General features: G+C 63.8%; 13 protein-coding genes. 3 read left to right on the top strand and 10 right to left on the bottom strand.

Translation table 11 applies throughout. The annotated features are described in order from the left end of the window. Nucleotides 1-36 precede the first annotated feature (36 nt). The gene (locus AC0IYH_RS01660) at nucleotides 37-918 is read left to right on the top strand and encodes an AraC family transcriptional regulator (RefSeq protein WP_122772301.1); all 882 of its coding nucleotides are present in this window, start codon (nucleotides 37-39) and stop codon (nucleotides 916-918) included. Here the strand turns inward: AC0IYH_RS01660 and AC0IYH_RS01655 are convergent. From AC0IYH_RS01655 to AC0IYH_RS01640, 4 genes are read right to left on the bottom strand one after another with little or no spacing between them, the layout of a single operon-like run. Beyond that, entirely contained in the window at nucleotides 915-1,421 is a 507-nt protein-coding gene (locus AC0IYH_RS01655; protein WP_471832792.1) for a response regulator, read from the bottom strand. The two genes, AC0IYH_RS01660 and AC0IYH_RS01655, sit on opposite strands and share 4 nt — an antisense overlap. Next, on the bottom strand, nucleotides 1,418-3,736 hold the full coding sequence (locus AC0IYH_RS01650; protein WP_471832791.1) for an ATP-binding protein: 2,319 nt from the start codon (nucleotides 3,734-3,736) through the stop codon (nucleotides 1,418-1,420). Before AC0IYH_RS01650 ends, AC0IYH_RS01655 begins: the two co-directional genes overlap by 4 nt. Further along, nucleotides 3,733-4,386, bottom strand: coding sequence for a response regulator (locus AC0IYH_RS01645; protein ID WP_471832790.1), 654 nt, complete (start codon nucleotides 4,384-4,386; stop codon nucleotides 3,733-3,735). The genes AC0IYH_RS01650 and AC0IYH_RS01645 overlap by 4 nt, the downstream gene beginning before the upstream one ends. Continuing rightward, the gene (locus AC0IYH_RS01640) at nucleotides 4,383-5,567 is read right to left on the bottom strand and encodes a sensor histidine kinase (RefSeq protein WP_116628083.1); all 1,185 of its coding nucleotides are present in this window, start codon (nucleotides 5,565-5,567) and stop codon (nucleotides 4,383-4,385) included. The genes AC0IYH_RS01645 and AC0IYH_RS01640 overlap by 4 nt, the downstream gene beginning before the upstream one ends. 173 nt (nucleotides 5,568-5,740) lie before the next feature. Here AC0IYH_RS01640 and AC0IYH_RS01635 point away from each other — a divergent pair, with 173 nt between their 5' ends. Continuing rightward, nucleotides 5,741-6,259 (top strand): SgcJ/EcaC family oxidoreductase, encoded by a 519-nt coding sequence (locus AC0IYH_RS01635; RefSeq protein ID WP_116628082.1) that lies wholly within the window; start codon nucleotides 5,741-5,743, stop codon nucleotides 6,257-6,259. 59 nt (nucleotides 6,260-6,318) lie between these two features. On the opposite strand, the gene AC0IYH_RS01630 is transcribed toward AC0IYH_RS01635, so the two are convergent. Together AC0IYH_RS01630 and AC0IYH_RS01625 are read right to left on the bottom strand one after the other, a co-directional pair. Then, nucleotides 6,319-8,394: a TonB-dependent receptor gene (locus tag AC0IYH_RS01630; protein WP_471832789.1), complete on the bottom strand. Its 2,076-nt coding sequence runs from the start codon at nucleotides 8,392-8,394 to the stop codon at nucleotides 6,319-6,321. A gap of 51 nt (nucleotides 8,395-8,445) precedes the next feature. Further along, the gene (locus tag AC0IYH_RS01625) at nucleotides 8,446-8,835 is read right to left on the bottom strand and encodes a DUF2946 family protein (protein ID WP_122772214.1); all 390 of its coding nucleotides are present in this window, start codon (nucleotides 8,833-8,835) and stop codon (nucleotides 8,446-8,448) included. Nucleotides 8,836-9,105: 270 nt separating this feature from the next. On the opposite strand from AC0IYH_RS01625, the gene AC0IYH_RS01620 reads away from it, so the two are divergent. Then, nucleotides 9,106-10,446 carry an ABC transporter substrate-binding protein gene (locus AC0IYH_RS01620; RefSeq protein WP_471832788.1) on the top strand — a complete coding sequence of 447 codons (1,341 nt, stop codon included), beginning with the start codon at nucleotides 9,106-9,108 and terminating at the stop codon, nucleotides 10,444-10,446. An 8-nt stretch (nucleotides 10,447-10,454) separates the two neighbouring features. On the opposite strand, the gene AC0IYH_RS01615 is transcribed toward AC0IYH_RS01620, so the two are convergent. The 4 genes from AC0IYH_RS01615 to AC0IYH_RS01600 are packed head-to-tail and all read right to left on the bottom strand — an operon-like array spanning nucleotide 10,455 to nucleotide 15,513. Then, entirely contained in the window at nucleotides 10,455-12,068 is a 1,614-nt protein-coding gene (locus AC0IYH_RS01615) for a dipeptide ABC transporter ATP-binding protein (protein WP_471832787.1), read from the bottom strand. Then, nucleotides 12,065-12,949: an ABC transporter permease gene (locus tag AC0IYH_RS01610; protein WP_471832786.1), complete on the bottom strand. Its 885-nt coding sequence runs from the start codon at nucleotides 12,947-12,949 to the stop codon at nucleotides 12,065-12,067. The genes AC0IYH_RS01615 and AC0IYH_RS01610 overlap by 4 nt, the downstream gene beginning before the upstream one ends. Before the next feature lie 3 nt (nucleotides 12,950-12,952). Further along, nucleotides 12,953-13,903, bottom strand: coding sequence for an ABC transporter permease (locus AC0IYH_RS01605; RefSeq protein WP_116628076.1), 951 nt, complete (start codon nucleotides 13,901-13,903; stop codon nucleotides 12,953-12,955). Continuing rightward, nucleotides 13,900-15,513, bottom strand: a complete 1,614-nt coding sequence (locus tag AC0IYH_RS01600) for an ABC transporter substrate-binding protein (RefSeq protein ID WP_471832850.1) — start codon at nucleotides 15,511-15,513, stop codon at nucleotides 13,900-13,902. The genes AC0IYH_RS01605 and AC0IYH_RS01600 overlap by 4 nt, the downstream gene beginning before the upstream one ends. Between the last annotated feature and the right edge of the window lie 15 nt (nucleotides 15,514-15,528).

Below are 15,528 nucleotides of genomic sequence, written 5' to 3'. Positions count from 1 at the left end.
GAATCAAAGGTGCAACCTGTGCTCATGAAAGAACCGATGGCGTGTGCCGTCAGCCGCCTCGCGGGCGCGGTGGACCTGGCATTGGGCAGTGATGACGAAAGAATTGGCGCATTGCCTGGGCTGAACGTGTACCGGCGCACCGACATCACTGCACCCATGCACTGTATTTACGGCCTGGGCATTGGCGTCACCTTGCAAGGTTGCAAGCGGGTATTGGTCGGCAGTGAAGTGCTGACCTACGGGCCTGGCCAGTCCATGGTCACCAGCGTCGATCTGCCGGTCATTTCACAGGTCAGCCAGGCGAGCGCGGCGCAACCGTTTTTGGGGATTATGTTGGCGCTGGACAACGCCACCGTGATGCAAGTGGCTGACCGCATGAAACTGTCCCAACGCATGCGTGAGGAAGAGTTCCGAGCGGTGACCGTACAACCCCTGGACCCCGGAGTGCTGGATGCCGTGCGACGCCTGGTGGACCTGCTTGGCGAGCCGCAGTTGCTTGAAACCCTGGCTCCGCTTATCAAGGAAGAACTGATTGCGCGGCTGTTGAGCGGTGCCCATGGCCCACAGTTGCTGCATGTGATCGCGGCCGGGTCGCCCAGCCAGCACATTGCCAGGACCGTGGCCTGGCTGAAACTCAATTATCGCCAGGCCCTGCGCATGGATGATCTGGCTGCCCACGCCCATATGAGTCCGTCGACGTTTCGCCAGCATTTTCGCGCGTTGACGGGCATGAGTCCGTTGCAATACCAGAAGCAGCTACGGCTGCAAGCTGCACGGCAGTTGATGCTTAGCCAGGGTGTGGATGCAAGCAGCGCCGGTGGCATCGTGGGGTATGAAAGCTCGTCGCAGTTCAGCCGTGAATACAGCCGCCTGTTTGGCGAACCGCCGCAACGCGACATCAAGCGAATCCGCGTCTAGCAGCGCCGGATAGTGGAGGGCGGCGCCGCCTCGCTGTTCGCGGTGCCGGCGGTTGAACCGCGCCGTTGCAACAACTCAATCTGATCTGCCGGCACCAGCGTGCGTAAGGTTTTGTAGAGCACGCGGGTTTCCAGCAGGTTCCACACCCGCAGCATGGTTTCCAGCGCATCCAGGGGCTTGCTGATGAAATCCCTGGCGCCGAGCGCCAGCGCGCGCAGGCGGGTGTCGCGGGTGGCATCGGCAGTCAGCACGAGGATCGGCAGGTATTCGCCAGTGGGGATGCGCCGGTTGAGTTGTTCCAGCACCGCAAAGCCGTCGAGCTCAGGCATGTGCAAGTCGAGAATCACCAAGTCCGGTTCGAAACTGTTGAATAGCTCAAGCGTGCGCAATGGCTCAGTGCTGCTGAGCACGTTGTTCAGCCCTTCGCGCGCCAGCAGTTGCTCCACCAGGTCGAGATTGGGGCGTTGGTCGTCGATGATCAGAATGCGCAGGTCGAGGTTCACGCGGGCTCCGGGAAGTACTGGTCGAGGTGGGCAAGAAAGGCGGGGACGTTAATCGGCTTGTTCAAGATGGCCGTCGCGCCCGCGTCATGCAGGGCCTGTCGGGTGAGGTCGCTGGTATCGGCGGTGATCATCAGCACCGGTATGTGCCGGGTGATCGCCGACCGGCGTAAACGCTGCAATACGGTGAGGCCGTCGATGTCCGGCAGTGACACGTCGAGCAAAATCAACCGGGGCGCATGCTGTGCGGCCAGGTCCAGGCCCAGTTGGCCTTGCATGCTGGACAGCAGCTTTATGCCCGGCCTGCGGTGCAGCAAGGTTTCGATCAGCGCCAGGCTGGAAAGGTTGTCTTCGATATACAGCACCTTGCCGTGGATCGAGGGGGCAGGGCGCACCGGCGTGGTATCGACCACGGCAACTGTCGGGTCGCTGGGCGTCTGCACGCGCACGAAGGGCAGTTCCAGGGTGAAGCGTGAGCCGATGCCGTGTTGGCTGTGCACGCTCAGTTTGCCATTCATCTTTTCCAGCAGGCTTTTGCTCAGGGCCAGGCCCAGGCCGCTGCCTTCGACGTTCGGGTCGGCCCCCAGGCGCTCGAACGGCTTGAACAGCTGCCCGATGTGATCGGCCGCGATGCCCTTGCCGGTATCGCAGACGGCCACGCCGATGCATGGCCCCTCAACCCTGACTTCAATGCTCACCTGGCCCTGGGGCCGATTGTACTTAATGGCATTGGACAGCAGGTTCAGCAGCACCTGGGTCAGGCGCTGTCGGTCGGCAACGATGCCGATATCCGCCGCCAGCGTGGGCAACGCCTGCAGCTGGATGCCCGCGTCGGCCGCCATGGGTGACACCAGCGCCAGGGCTTCTTGCAGCGCGCCAGCCACGGGGATCGGTTCGATGTTCAACGGCAGGCGTCCCGCCTCGATCTTGGCAATGTCCAGCACTTCGTTGATCAGCGTCAGCAGGTGTTGGCCCGCGCGCAGGATATGACCGACTTGCGCTTTTTGCCCTACCGCCGAATCCAGGTCCAGCAGTTGCGCAAAGCCCAGGATCGAGTTGAGCGGGGTGCGCAGTTCGTGGCTCATGCGCGAGAGGAACTCGCTCTTGGCCCGGCTGGCCCGTTCGGCTTCCTCGCGGGCGGTGCCCAGCGCAATCTCCGCCGCGCGGCGGTCGGTGATGTCACGTGTGATCTTCGAGAAGCCACGTAACGCGCCGGTACTGTCGTACTGCGCGGTAATCACCACGCTGGCCCAGAAGCGCGTGCCGTCCTGGCGCAGGCGCCAGCCTTCTTCCATGTAATGCCCGTGGCGGGTGGCTTCATCCAACGCCATGGCCGGGTGTTGCGGGCACTCCTGAGGCAGGTAGAACAGCGAAAAATGCTGGCCGATGATTTCCTGTTCGGTGTAGCCCTTGATGCGTTCCGCACCGGCGTTCCAGCTGGTGACATGGCCGACAATATCGAGGGCAAAGATCCCGTAGTCCTTGACCCCATCAATGATCAGCCGCAGGCGTTCTTCATTCTCGCGCAATGCACGCTCGCGTTCGGCCAGCAGCAAGCCGGCCTCCACCAAGCGCGTGCCCAACTGGCCGATCTCGTCGTTTTCCGGCGGCTGCGGCTGTAGGGGCTGACCGAGGGCCAGGCGTTGCGCGTTGCCTTGCACCTGCTGCACCCGCGCAACAATGCCCTTGGACAGAAACAGCACCGCGACGATTGCGCCAAACAGCCCGCAGATGGCCGCCAGCCAGGTGGACAGCAGCAACCGCTGGCGTGTTTCGGCAGCCGCCGTGGTGCGTTCGGCGAGCAACGAGTCCTCAAGGGTGAGCATGGTGCCGATGTGCTGACGCAAGGCGTCGAGGATGTGTTTGTTGCTGACCAGCGTGCTGGTTATCGACTCAGGGCTCATCGTCGGGTCGCTGAGCATGTCTTCCAGGCCATCGATTTTGCTGTGGATCAGCGGCCTGATCGACGCGAGCTGCTCACGCACGCGTGAGTCGCGAACATCGCCGTCGAGGCGCCGCAGGGCTGACTCGATCTGCGGCGTGGCGTTGAGGTACCCCGGCAGGAAATCCTCGTGGCGGGTCAGCAGGTAGCCGCGCACGCTGGCGGCGGCTTCGGCCAGCAGCGTGTGCACGGCGCGGATATCGCCTTGCACGCGCAGCACCCGGCGCACGTCCTCTTCTGCGCGGGCGGTCTGTCGTTCGGTGATGTAGATCAGTACCAGGGACAACAACAGCACTACCAGCGGCAGCGAAATCACCACCAGCGCCTTGCCGCGCAAGGGCAGGTCCGCCCAACGCCTGGCGTACATGCGCATCATGCTTGCGTCACCAGGCCCAACGCGATACCCCGCACGGCCGCCTGGGTGCGATCGGCTGCACCGAGCTTGCCGATCACGCGTTCGACGTGGGCTTTGGCGGTGCCGGTGGTAATCCCCAGGCGTTCACCGATTTGCCGATTGCTCATCCCGTTCGCGACCAGCCCGAGCACCTGACGCTCGCGTGGGGTCAGGTTTTCCGTGGCCGTCGCGCCATTGGCGTTGCGCTCGGTCATGCGCCGCAGCAGGCGGGCGCTCACCGCGCTGTTGAGCGCCTCTTCACCGGCGGCTACCCGTTGCAAGGCGTCGATCACTTCATCGCGGCTGGCGTCTTTGAGCAAGTAGCCCACGGCGCCGGCATTCATCGCGGCTTCCAGGTGATCGACGCTGTCGTCCATCGTGAAGATCATCACCTTCAGTGCCGGCAGGCGCTGTTGCAGCAAGCGCGCGGCACCCAGGCCATTGAGCACCGGCATGCGAATGTCGAGGATCACGATGTCGGGCAGCAACTGTTCGCACAGTTCCACCGCTTGCTGGCCATCACTCGCCTGGCCGACCACTTCGAACTGCGGGTGCCCCGCCAGCAAGGCGACGAAACCGGTGCGTGTGACTTCATGATCATCCGCCAGAACCAGGCGTACTAAGGCGCTCATTGCAGTCTTCCATTGAGGTGGGCAGGCACGCGGGCGTGCAGTTGGGTGCCGCCGCCCAGCGTGCTGGCGCAAACCAGCACGCCGCCCAGCAGGCTCGCACGCTCGTGCATGGTGGCGAGGCCCAGGTGCTGCGCATCCTGGGTGTCGAGCGGTTGGTCGAGGGCGAAGCCCTTGCCGTTGTCGATGACCTGCAGCGAGGCCTGGTCGGCGTTCAGCTGCAGCGCTAGCTGGACCTGGCTGGCCCGCGCATGTTTGAGCACATTGTTGATGGCTTCCTGGCCGATTCTGAACAAGGCGATTTCCACTGGGCTGGGCAAGCGTCCGTCGTAGGTTGCGGTCCATTGCACGTTGATATTCGCCTCGCGCAGGCGGTCAGCCTCTTTGTCCAGTGCCTTGAACAGGCCGAAATCATCCAGCACTGTCGGGCGCAGGCCGGCGATCAATTGCCGGCCTTCGCCCACCGAGTGTTGGGCCAGGTTCAGGATCGCCTGTAAGTCGGCGTTCAAACTGCCCGGCAGCGTCGGGCAACGGCCAGCGAAGCCTTGCAGGCGCTGGTGCAAGCCGGCCAAGGTTTGCGCCAGGCCGTCGTGCAAGTCGTAGGCCACGCGTTTGCGCTCATCTTCCTGGGCACTAAGCAAGCGGTTGACCAGCTCGGACAGGGTCCGGTCGCGGGTTTTGAGGGTCTTGAGCAGGCGATCGTTTTCCAGGTGCGCGGCCAGCAGGGTCGCGAGCAATTGCAGGGATTCGCTGTCTTCATGCTCTGGCGCACGCAGGCTGACGCTATTGCCCAGCACCAAAACGCCAAAAGTAATGCCATCGCCACCGAGCAACGGCACCTGTAACACACTGGGCAGTGTGCTTCCCGGCAACTCCAGCCAGCACGGTGTACGCAGGCTGCGGTCGGCGGTGGCGGTGAGGCTGTGGAGTCGTTCCTGACTACCCAGGCGTGCGGTAATCGTAGGGCTGCCATCGGCGTCCCATTCCTGAATCAACCCGTGGTCCATCGCCAGGAACGCGCAGGCTCGCGCAAGTACCCGTTCGCGCATGGCGTCGGGGGCCAGTTGGGGCAATGCCTGCCCGGTGTCGACCAACAGGCGCAGGCGAGCGGTGCGACTTTCGGATTGTCGATAATGCGCGCGGATAGCCAAGGCACTGCCGGGGTCGTGGGGTGTGTTTGGCATTCGGGTGCTCCGGTGTGGGCGCAGCCTCGCGGATGCGAGGGAGGCTATTAAACCTTGTAGAGCGAGCTGGGCGCCATCTGCCAAATGGCATAGTTAAATGACTCCGGTTGGCCGATGGCGGGAGGCGGGGAGGTTGGCAAAGTGGGCACAACGACCACCCCTGGAGTATCACCATGAATTTCAAAACCACCTCCATCGCCCTGCTTTTCGCTTTGAGCGTGCCGTTGGTTCAGGCCGCAGAGACGACTCCATATGTCTACCGTGAAGTGGCGCAGGCGCCAGCCAATGTGAAAGACCGCGAGATTGCCGGGCTGTTTGACCGCTGGAACAGCGCATTGCAGACCGGCAACGTCAAATCGGTGGTGGACCTGTATGCACCAGGCGCGGTGTTGCAGCCGACGGTGTCCAATCAGGTGCGCACTACGCCGGATCAGATCAAGGACTACTTTGATCACTTTCTCGCGCTCAAGCCGGTAGGGCAGATCAACTACCGTGAAATCCGCCAACTGGGCAGCAATGTGGCGATGGACAGCGGGGTCTACACCTTCACCCTGACCGAGGCAGACGGCCAGACCCGCCATGTGCAGGCGCGCTATACGTTTGTCTACGAGCAGGTGGGCGGCCAGTGGAAGATCCTTAACCACCATTCCTCAGCGATGCCTGAGGTTCAGGTCAAGCACGCGAAGCAGTAACCAGCGTGACGATCCGGCTTATATGACGAGCGCGCTCGCCACATAAGCCTTTTTTTCCGTCAAAAGTCCAACGTCACCCCGCTATACAATGCGCGCCCATCACCGGGTGAATGCAGCGAGGCCTTTGCACCGTCCGGGTCGTACCAGGCGTATTCGTAATAGCGGTTGGTGAGGTTCTTCAGCTGCAGGTCCACACTGACCGATTCGGTCACCTGGTACGTCGCGCCCAGGTTCATCAGCACGTAGCCGCCGTAAGTGCCTTTGGTGTTCTCGCGTTCCAGGTAGTAGTTCGTCTGGCCGTTCATCCATGCGGTGAGTTGCAGCGCAGGCGTGGCCTGGTAGCTGACGCCGGCGTTGTACAGGTGATGGGGGATGTGGTCGATTTCCTGGCCTTTGCTGCCTGGCAAGGTCGCGCTGGGCTGCAGGATCTTCGAATACTGCCAGGCGTAGGCCATCCAGATCTCGGTGCGCTCGTTCGGGTGCAGGTTCAACTGCGCGTCGTAGCCCCAGCGGCGGGTTTCGCCTACGTTATCCGACTCGCCACTCGGGTCGTTGAGCCGGCGGCTGACTTCGCCACTGGCTTCCTGTTGCCAATAGGCCACACGGCCGTCAATCCAGTCGGCCGGGGTGAACTTGATGCCGGTTTCCCAGCCTTCATTGATCGACGGCGCCAGGTCGGTGTCCCGTGGCGGAATCTTGTAGGCCGCCGCCCCCGTGCCGACCTGGAACGTGCGGCCCCAGTTGGCGTACAGGCTGGCCACGTCCCACGGCGAATACACCACGCTGAGCTTGGGTTGCTTGATCAGCCCGTAGTCATTGATGTCGTAATCCTGGCCGGTCATTTGGTTGGTGAAATCCCCCTGGATCTTATCGACGCGATACGCCGGGATGATCTTCAGTGATTCGAACGGCTTGATCTCGGCCTGCACGTAGGCCCCGTAGGTGTCGAAATCGAACTGCTGGTCACGGGTTTGCGCCAGTCGCGCACGGTTTTGCGTGCGGTAGCGCTCGCTCTTGTTCTGTTGCTGTTGCACGTCTGCGCCACCTTCCAGGGCAAAGTCATACAGCCAACTGACCTGCGGGCGCCAGGTCAGTGAGGTGAGGGCGCCGTACTGGGTTTCGTAGGTGTCGCGCTCCTGTTGGGCACTGGTGCGCCAATATTGGGTCCAGCGCCGGTCATCGAAGGTGTTGACGTAGGTCTTGGCCGACCAGGCGAGTGTCTGCGCCGGTTCGGTGTCGAAGTGCAGGCTGACCTGGTTCATGCGCCGGGTGCCTTTGTCGGTGGCGTTGTAACTGTTGGTCATGGTCGGATGCCGGCGGGCATCGTCTTCGCTCAAATAGCCGGGCTCCTGCGCCTCGGTCTCGTAGTGGCGGGCGATCAGGCCGAGGCGGTAGCGGTTGTCGTCGGGGGTGTAGAACCACTTGCCGGCCATCGAGAATTTGTCCGCCTCGGCGTGGTCGCGGTAACCGTCGGACTTCTGATAGGCGAAGAAGTAATTCTGCGTCCAGTTGCTGCTCTCGATGCCTTTCGCGAGTTGGGCTTCCCGGGTGTTGAAACTGCCGTAGCGCAGCCGCGCCTTGGTGTAATCGCCGCCGGTGCGCGTGAGCATATTGACGTTGCCGGCAATGTTGTTGAGGCCGTAGCGCGCATCGCTGGTGCCGCGCACCACTTCGATGCTGTCCAGCTCCAGCGGGAAAATCATGTCCATAAACGGCATGTTGCCGTCGTTGCTGTTGCTGGGAATGCCGTCGATCAGCAGCTTCACCGCATTCACTTCACCTTCGCCGTTGAAGCCACGAAAGGAGATCTTGCCGGAGGTGGTGCCTTGGTTGAACTCGGTGAGCATCACCCCCGGCGCGCGGCTGAACAGCTCCCAGCTGTAGTTGACCGGCATTTTTTCGAGGATGTCGGCGCCGAGGATATCCACGGAGCTGAGCACGCTGCTGGTGCTCAACGGGCCGCTGCCGGCGGTTGCGCCCTGGACCGTGACGGTGCCGAGGGTGAGGGTTGAATCTTCAGTATTGGCGGTGGCGGCGAACGGGTGAAGCGTGAACAGGCCGGTTGAAAGCAGCGGCCACAGGTAACGCGAACCCGAGCGACGCGTGGCGCCGGGCAAAAGCGATGAAGCAGGCATGAGGCAGTCCTCTTGATGACCAAAAGACGAACACAACGAATGTGAGGTCGATCAGGCAACCGGTGAGGCGCGGGGGCTCAGGTTGGGCCAGCGAATCCTCGGGTGCAGGACGGGCAGGGGTGGGTTGTCGAGGAGGGTGTCCGGCGTGAAACGCGGCAACCAATGCCGGTAGTAGTCGGACGGCAGCGCAGCCAGGCCGGCATGGCCACAGCAGCAGTCGCTGTGTTTCATCGCGGTGTGCGTCGGCCCCGATTGCAGCGGGTCGATCAGCGTGTCAAAGCCTGGCGGCAGGGCTTGCGAGCCGCCCCCGGAGCAAAATCCGCCCCACAGCATCAGGCCTGCGTCCGGCGCCTGCATCGCGCGGCTCAGCGGCATGGCCAGCATGTTCAGCAGCAGGGCCAGGCAGGCGACCCAGGGGCTTATGCGTTTGAACGTGGCCATTACAGGTGTCGAGGCAAAGGGGCGGATATTTAGCCGCAGTTCGGGCGCGAAGTAAAACGCGCTATTTTGCCGCAGGCATCGCGAACGCAGTGTTGGTGGCGCAACAGCGGTTCAATAAAGTGTTCGATTGCCCAGGCCGCAGGCGTGAGTGCACCGGTGCAAACCCTTGCAGGCGAGGGCGCATAGGCTTGGCATGAATCGTGTTGTCACTCGTCTGACGCTGACCCGACCACGGGAGGAAACCCCCACCTTTCATAAGAAACCACACCCATGCACAACGTCTTGCAACGCACCCTTATCGCCAGCCTGCTGGCCCTCGGCGCCTTGGGCGGGCCCTTGTCCACGGTCGCCCAGGCCGCCAACGAGCAACAGTTCATCCCGCTGGCCACCTACCGGGTCGGCGCCTATGCCTCCAGCGGTATTCCGTGGTGGGCCGGGGAGATTGACTACTTCCGCTACATCAACGAAGTCGAAGGCGGCGTGAACGGTGTCAAGCTGGTCTGGCAGGAATGCGAGACGGAATGGAAAACCGACCGCATCATCGAATGCTACGAACGCTACAAGGACGGCCTGGATGGCGCGCCCACCGGGTTCTTCTTCACCCACAGCACTCCGGCCTCGTATGCCTTGATGGACCGTGCCGCCGTCGACCATATCCCGCTGATCGACGGCGCGGGCGGGCGCACCGAGTCCACCGACGGCCGCGTGTTCCCCTATGCGTTCCCGCTGTTGCTGAACTACTACGGCCAGGCCTCGGTGGGGATCAACTACATTGCCCAGCGTGAGGGAGGCCTGGACAAGCTCAAGGGCAAGAAGATCGTCACGGTGTACCACGACTCCGCCTACGGGCGTGAAACCCAGGCGGCCATGCAACTGCTGGCGGAAAAGTACGGCTTCGAGAACATTCAGATACCGGTCGCCGACCCTGGCAGCGAGCAATCGACCCAATGGCGCCAGGTGCGCCAGATCAACCCGGACTGGGTGTTCCTGCGCACCTGGGGCGTGTCCACGCCGGTCGGCATCAAGACTGCCGTGCGCTTCGGCATTCCCGTGGACCGCTTGATCGGTGACGTGTGGGCCGGCTCCGAAGCCGACGTGATTCCCGCCGGCACTGCCGCCAAGGGCTACCAGGCGCTGGCGCCGTTCCCCGGTGGCGACAGCTTTGAAATCCATAAAAAGCTCAAGCAGTTCATCCTCGATCCGGGCAAGAGCAACCTCAAGGACGCCAGCTATTTCGGCAAGGTCTACTACAACATCGGCCTGATCAATGCCGCAATTGCCGTGGAAGCGCTACGCACCGGCCAGGCCAAATTCGGCAACCGGGCACTCAATGGCGAAGAAACCCGCTGGGCCTTCGAACACCTGGACATCGACGCCGCGCGCCTCAAGGCCATGGGCTTCGAAGGGTTGCTGGCGCCGTTGAAGCTGTCGTGCGCCGACCACGAAGGCGGCGGCTCGGCCCGGGTTCAGCAGTGGGACGGGCAGAAGTGGGTGCTGGTGACCGACTGGCTACAAGCCGACCGCGCCACCCTGCGCCCGTTGATCGAGGCCAAGTCCGCCGCGTATGCCCAGGAGAAGGGCATCACCGCGCGAGATTGTGCCGCCGAGTAAAACGCCGCTCAGGCGGCGCTCGCGGTAGCGTGCTGGCCAGGGATGGCGCCAATCAACTCACGGGTGTAGTCGCTGGTCGGGCGGTTGAAGATGCGCTCCACCGAGCCCTGCTCGACCACCCGGCCATTGCGCAACACCAGTACTTCATGGGCGAAGTTGGCAACCACCGACAAGTCGTGGGACACCAGCACGTAGGCAATGCCCATGTCCCGTTGCAGCTCTTGCAGCAGTTCAAGGATGTGCGCCTGCACCGACACGTCGAGGGCGCTGACCGGTTCATCCAGCAGCAACAGATCCGGTTTCAGCGCCAGGGCACGGGCGATGGCGACCCGCTGGCACTGGCCACCGGACAGCTCGCGCGGCAAACGATCGAGGAAGCTCACCGGCAAATGCACGCGACTGATCAGCTCGCGCGCGGCCTGCTCCAGGGCGAGGCCCTTGAGCAAACCGAACGACACCAGCGGCTCGACGATGCTGTCGAACACCGTGAAGCGTGGGTCCAGCGCGGCGAACGGGTTTTGTTGCACCAGTTGCAGGCGCTGGCGCAGCGGGCGGAAGTCGCGCCAGCTGAGGTCGGTGACGTCCTGTTGCTCGAACCACACCCGCCCACGGCTGGGTTTTTCCAGGCCCAGAGCGATGCGCAGCGCAGTGCTTTTGCCCGAGCCGGACTCGCCGACAATCGCCAGGGTCTGCCCGGGGTAGACCTGCAGGCTCAAGTCCTCCAGGGCCACAAAGGTCGCGTCTTCGCCCTTGACCCTGGGCAGCGCAAAAGTCTTGCCGACGTTTTGCAGTTGCAGGATCGGCGGCTGCGTCGGGTCCGGTCGCGCCAGCGGCGGGCGGCGCTTGGCGAACGCCGGCGCGGCGGCGATCAAGGCACGGGTGTAGTCATGCTGCGGCGCGCCGAGGATCTGCCGTGGCGCGCCGTGTTCGACCACTTGCCCCTGCTGCATCACCAGGATGCGGTCGGCGCGATCCAGCGCCACGCCAAGGTCGTGGGTGATGATCAGCAACGAAATCCCGCGTTCACTGACCAGCCGCTGCAGGTGGTCGAGGATCTTGCGCTGCACCGTCACGTCGAGGGCGCTGGTCGGTTCGTCGGCGATGATCAAGCGTGGGTTGCCGGCCAGGGCGATGGCGATTAGCACGCGCTGGCGCATGCCGCCGGAGAGTTCATGCGGGTACTGGCGTGCGCGCAGCACCGGCTTGTCGATGCCCACCTGTTGCAGCAACTCGACGATATCCGCATCGACGCCGGGGTAGCGTTTGCCCTTGGCCAGGATCAGCGCCTCGGCAATCTGCTGGCCGACGCGCAGGGTTGGGTTGAGGCTGACCATCGGGTCCTGGGGCACCAGGCCGATGGTGCGCCCGCGCAGGCTGCGTTTCTGGCGTTCGCTGGCGTGGGTGAGGTTGTTGCCGTCCACCCACAGCTCGCCGGCGCTGATGTTTGCGCTGTCCGGCAGCAGGCCGAGAATCGCGTTGGCCAGGGTAGACTTACCCGAGCCCGACTCGCCGACAATCGCCAGCGTCTCGCCTTGGGCGATGGTCAGTGACAGCTGGTTTACCGCCAGATTGCCGTGCCGGTAGCTGACACTAAGCTTGTGAACATCGACTAAAGCATTCATCGCTGAACCTCCTCGAACGTGCGGGCAATATGGTTGAGGCTGAACACCACCGCGACCAGGAACAAGCCTGGCAGCAACGACACCCACGGCGCGGTGATCAGAAAGTGTCGACCGTTGGCGATCAACGTGCCCCATTCGGCGGCCGGTGGTGCAGCGCCGAAACCGAGAAAACTCAGGCCGGCGGTGGCCAGGATCGCCGCGCCGAAATCCAGGGTCGCCAGCACCGCCACCGGGCCCCAGGCGTTGGGCAGGATGTGCCGCAGCAAGGTGCGGCCCCAGCTGGCGCCGCCCAGGCGCGCGGCTTCCACATACGGCAAGGTCTTGACCCGCAGCACCTCGGCACGGGTGGTGCGGGCGAATCCGGGAATAATCCCGACGCCCACGGCGATAGCCACCGGCACCGTGCCGAAGCCGATCGCGGTGACAATCGCCAGGGCCAGCAGCAAGCCGGGCAGGGCGAGCAATACGTCGACAAAGCGCATGATCACCGCATCGATACGCCCGCCGGCAAAACCCGACAAAATGCCCAGCCCCAGCCCACCCAACAGCGCGATCCCCACCGCCAGAAAAGCCGCCAGCACCGACAGGCTGGAGCCGTAGACCACGCGGGTGTACAGGTCGCGGCCCAACTCGTCGGTGCCGAACCAGTGGGTCAGGTTCGGCGCGGTGAGCTTGACCGCCGGGGCGGTGGCGTAAGGGTCGAAGCTGGTCAGCCACTGCGGCGCCACGGCGGCCAGCAATGCAAACAACACGATCAGCACCGCCAGGCTGAAGCCCGGCCGGCGCAGCAACGGCAGTACCGCCGCCGTGGCGCGTTGCCTGCGGCTGCGGCGTTGCCAGAGTGGGGGCGTAAGGCCGAGGTTTTGCTCAAGGATGGTCATGGTCTAGGACACCTTTGGCGTGTGGGAGATGCGCGGGTCGAGCCACGGGTACAGCAGGTCCACCAGCAGGTTGACCAGCACAAAGGCTGCCGCCGACACCGCGACAATCGCCAGCACCACCGGGATGTCCTGGCGCAGCACGGCTTCCTGGGCCAGGCGGCCGATGCCGGAGCGGGCGAAGATGGTTTCCACCAGCACCGCCCCGGACACGGTGTTGCCCACCTGCAGGCCGATCAGCGTGAGAATCGGCAGCGCCGCGTTGCGAAACCCGTGGCGCGCCTGCACCTGGCCACGGCTCAGGCCCTTGGCGTAGGCGGTGACGATATACGCCTCCTGCCACACGCCCTGGAAACTGCGCTGCAGCACCTGGGCGTACACCGCCGCACTGGGAATCGCCAGGGTGATCGCCGGCAGTATCAGGCTTTCAAAGCCCCGGCTGCCGGTGGCGGGGAACCAGCCGAGGCCAAAGGCAAACACCTGGATCAGCAACAGGCCCATCCAGAACACCGGCACCGAAAAGCCCAGGGAGGGCAGGCGCGCCAGGGCCTTTTTCAGCGGTTGCCAGCGGATATAGGCGGTCAGGTAGGCCAGGCCGATGCCGCCCACCAGCGACAACACAATCGCCAGCCCGGCCAGGGACAGGGTTTGCGGCAAGCGCTCGGCGAGCAACTCGGCGACCGGGCGGTTCAGCGACAGGGACTGGCCGAAGTCGCCGTGCAAGGCGCCCAGCAGCAGGTCGATATATTGCTCGAACAGGCCCTTGTCCAGGCCGTAATAGGCGCGCGCCTTGGCCAGGTCGGCCACCGACAGCGAATCGGCCTCCATGCCCGAGGCACTGAGCATGATCGACAGCGTGTCGCCCGGCAGCAGGTAGAGGATGAAGTAGGTGATGCTATAGGCCCCCCACAGCACCAGCAGGGCCTGGCCGACGCGGCCGATCAGGTAGCGGCTCATGGCGTGCCGATCTCGATATCACCCAGCAGCGCGAAGCCCTCGGCGGTCCAGCGAAAGTTCTTCACCTTGGGCGACGTCGCCGCCTGCCACACGCGCTCGTACACCGGGAACGCCGAGCTTTCGTCGATCAGCAGGTCCTGCAGATCGCCGTAGGCGGCGGCGCGCTGTGCGCCTTGGGTGGCGGTGATGCCGGCGTCGAACAAGCCCTTGGCTTTTTCCAGGGTGGCCGGTTCGTAGGTGTTGGTGGCCACGGTGGAGCTGTTGGCGCTGCGCGGGTCGAGGATGGTTTGCAGGATGATCGGGTCGGCGCGGGTCATGTAGTTGATGGTCAGGTCGTAGTTGCCGGCGGAGTTGTTGGCCACCCATTCGGCGCGGGTGACCACGCTGAGTTTCAACTCGATGCCGACCTTGCGCAGTTGGTCCTGGATCAGCACGTCACCGGCGGTTTCGGCCGGGCTGATGTTGTAGCTCAGGCTCAGGCGCTTGCCGTTTTTGCTGCGGTAACCGTCCGTGCCCTTGGCCCAGCCGGCCTGGTCCAACAGTTTCTCGGCAGCTGCCGGGTCGTAGCCGAGCTTGCTGCCCTGGCTTTTGAAGTACGGCGTGGTCACGTCGAAGATGCCGTCCACCACCGGGAATTCGGCGTTGTACACGGTGCTGGCGTAGCTCTTGCGGTCGATGGACTTTTGCACGGCCAGGCGCACTTGTTGATCGGCGAGGATGCGTTCACCACGGGTGTTGGGGTACAGGTTCAGCGCCGGGCCCGGCAGCGAGCGGCTCTGGATGGTCGCGCCCTTGGACTGGAACAGCTTCAGGTCGACTTCCGAAAACGGGTTGCGTGGCCACAGGATGTCGGCCTTACCCTGCAGGAACAGGCCGTTGCGCACGCTCTCTTCGGGGATGTAGCTGATGTCGACGGCGTCCAGGTGCGCTTCACCGGGGTTTTTCATATTCGCCGAGGGCCAGGCGTAACCCTTGCGTTTGGTCAGGTGCGCGCCGACTTCCGGGGTATAGCTGGCCAGCACGAACGGCCCGGTGCCGATGATCTGGCCCAGTGAGCGCTCCTTGACCGTCAGCTTGTAAGAGGCGGGCGCGAGAATGGCCAGGTTGGTGGTGGAGGTGGCTTGTAAAAAGCCCGCGTTGGGCTTGGCCAGGACCAGCTTGACGGTGAAATCGTCGACCACTTCGGCGTGGTCATAACCCGCCAGGTAGGTGGCGCCAAACGTCGCCGGCAGCTCGGTGGCCAGGGCCTTGTCGCTGTCGAACGCGGTTTTCACCGCCTTGGCGTCGAAGCGCTCGCCATTGCTGAACGTCACGTTGTCGCGCAGGTGGAAGGTGTAGGTCAGCGCGTCGTCACTGATCTCCCAGCTCTTGGCCAGCCACGGGATGATCTTGCCGGTGGCCGGGTCCTGGTCGGTGAGTGACTCGGCGACATTGCGCAGCAGCACGCGGTGTTCCAGCCAATAGACCTGGAACGGGTCGACGCTGACCAGAGTGGTGTTGTCGCCAAAAAACGCAATGTTCAGGGTTTTGTTCGCCTGGGCCTGGTCACCCGAGGGTGAGCAGGCGGCCAGGCTGATCGCCAGGGCGCAGGGGGCCAGCAGACGGCTCATCAAGTTGGAGGTGTT

The sequence above is a fragment of the Pseudomonas sp. AC463 genome, assembly GCF_979253585.1.
Note: the sequence above shows the minus strand (reverse complement) of the source record. Positions and strands in the feature narration are given on the sequence as shown.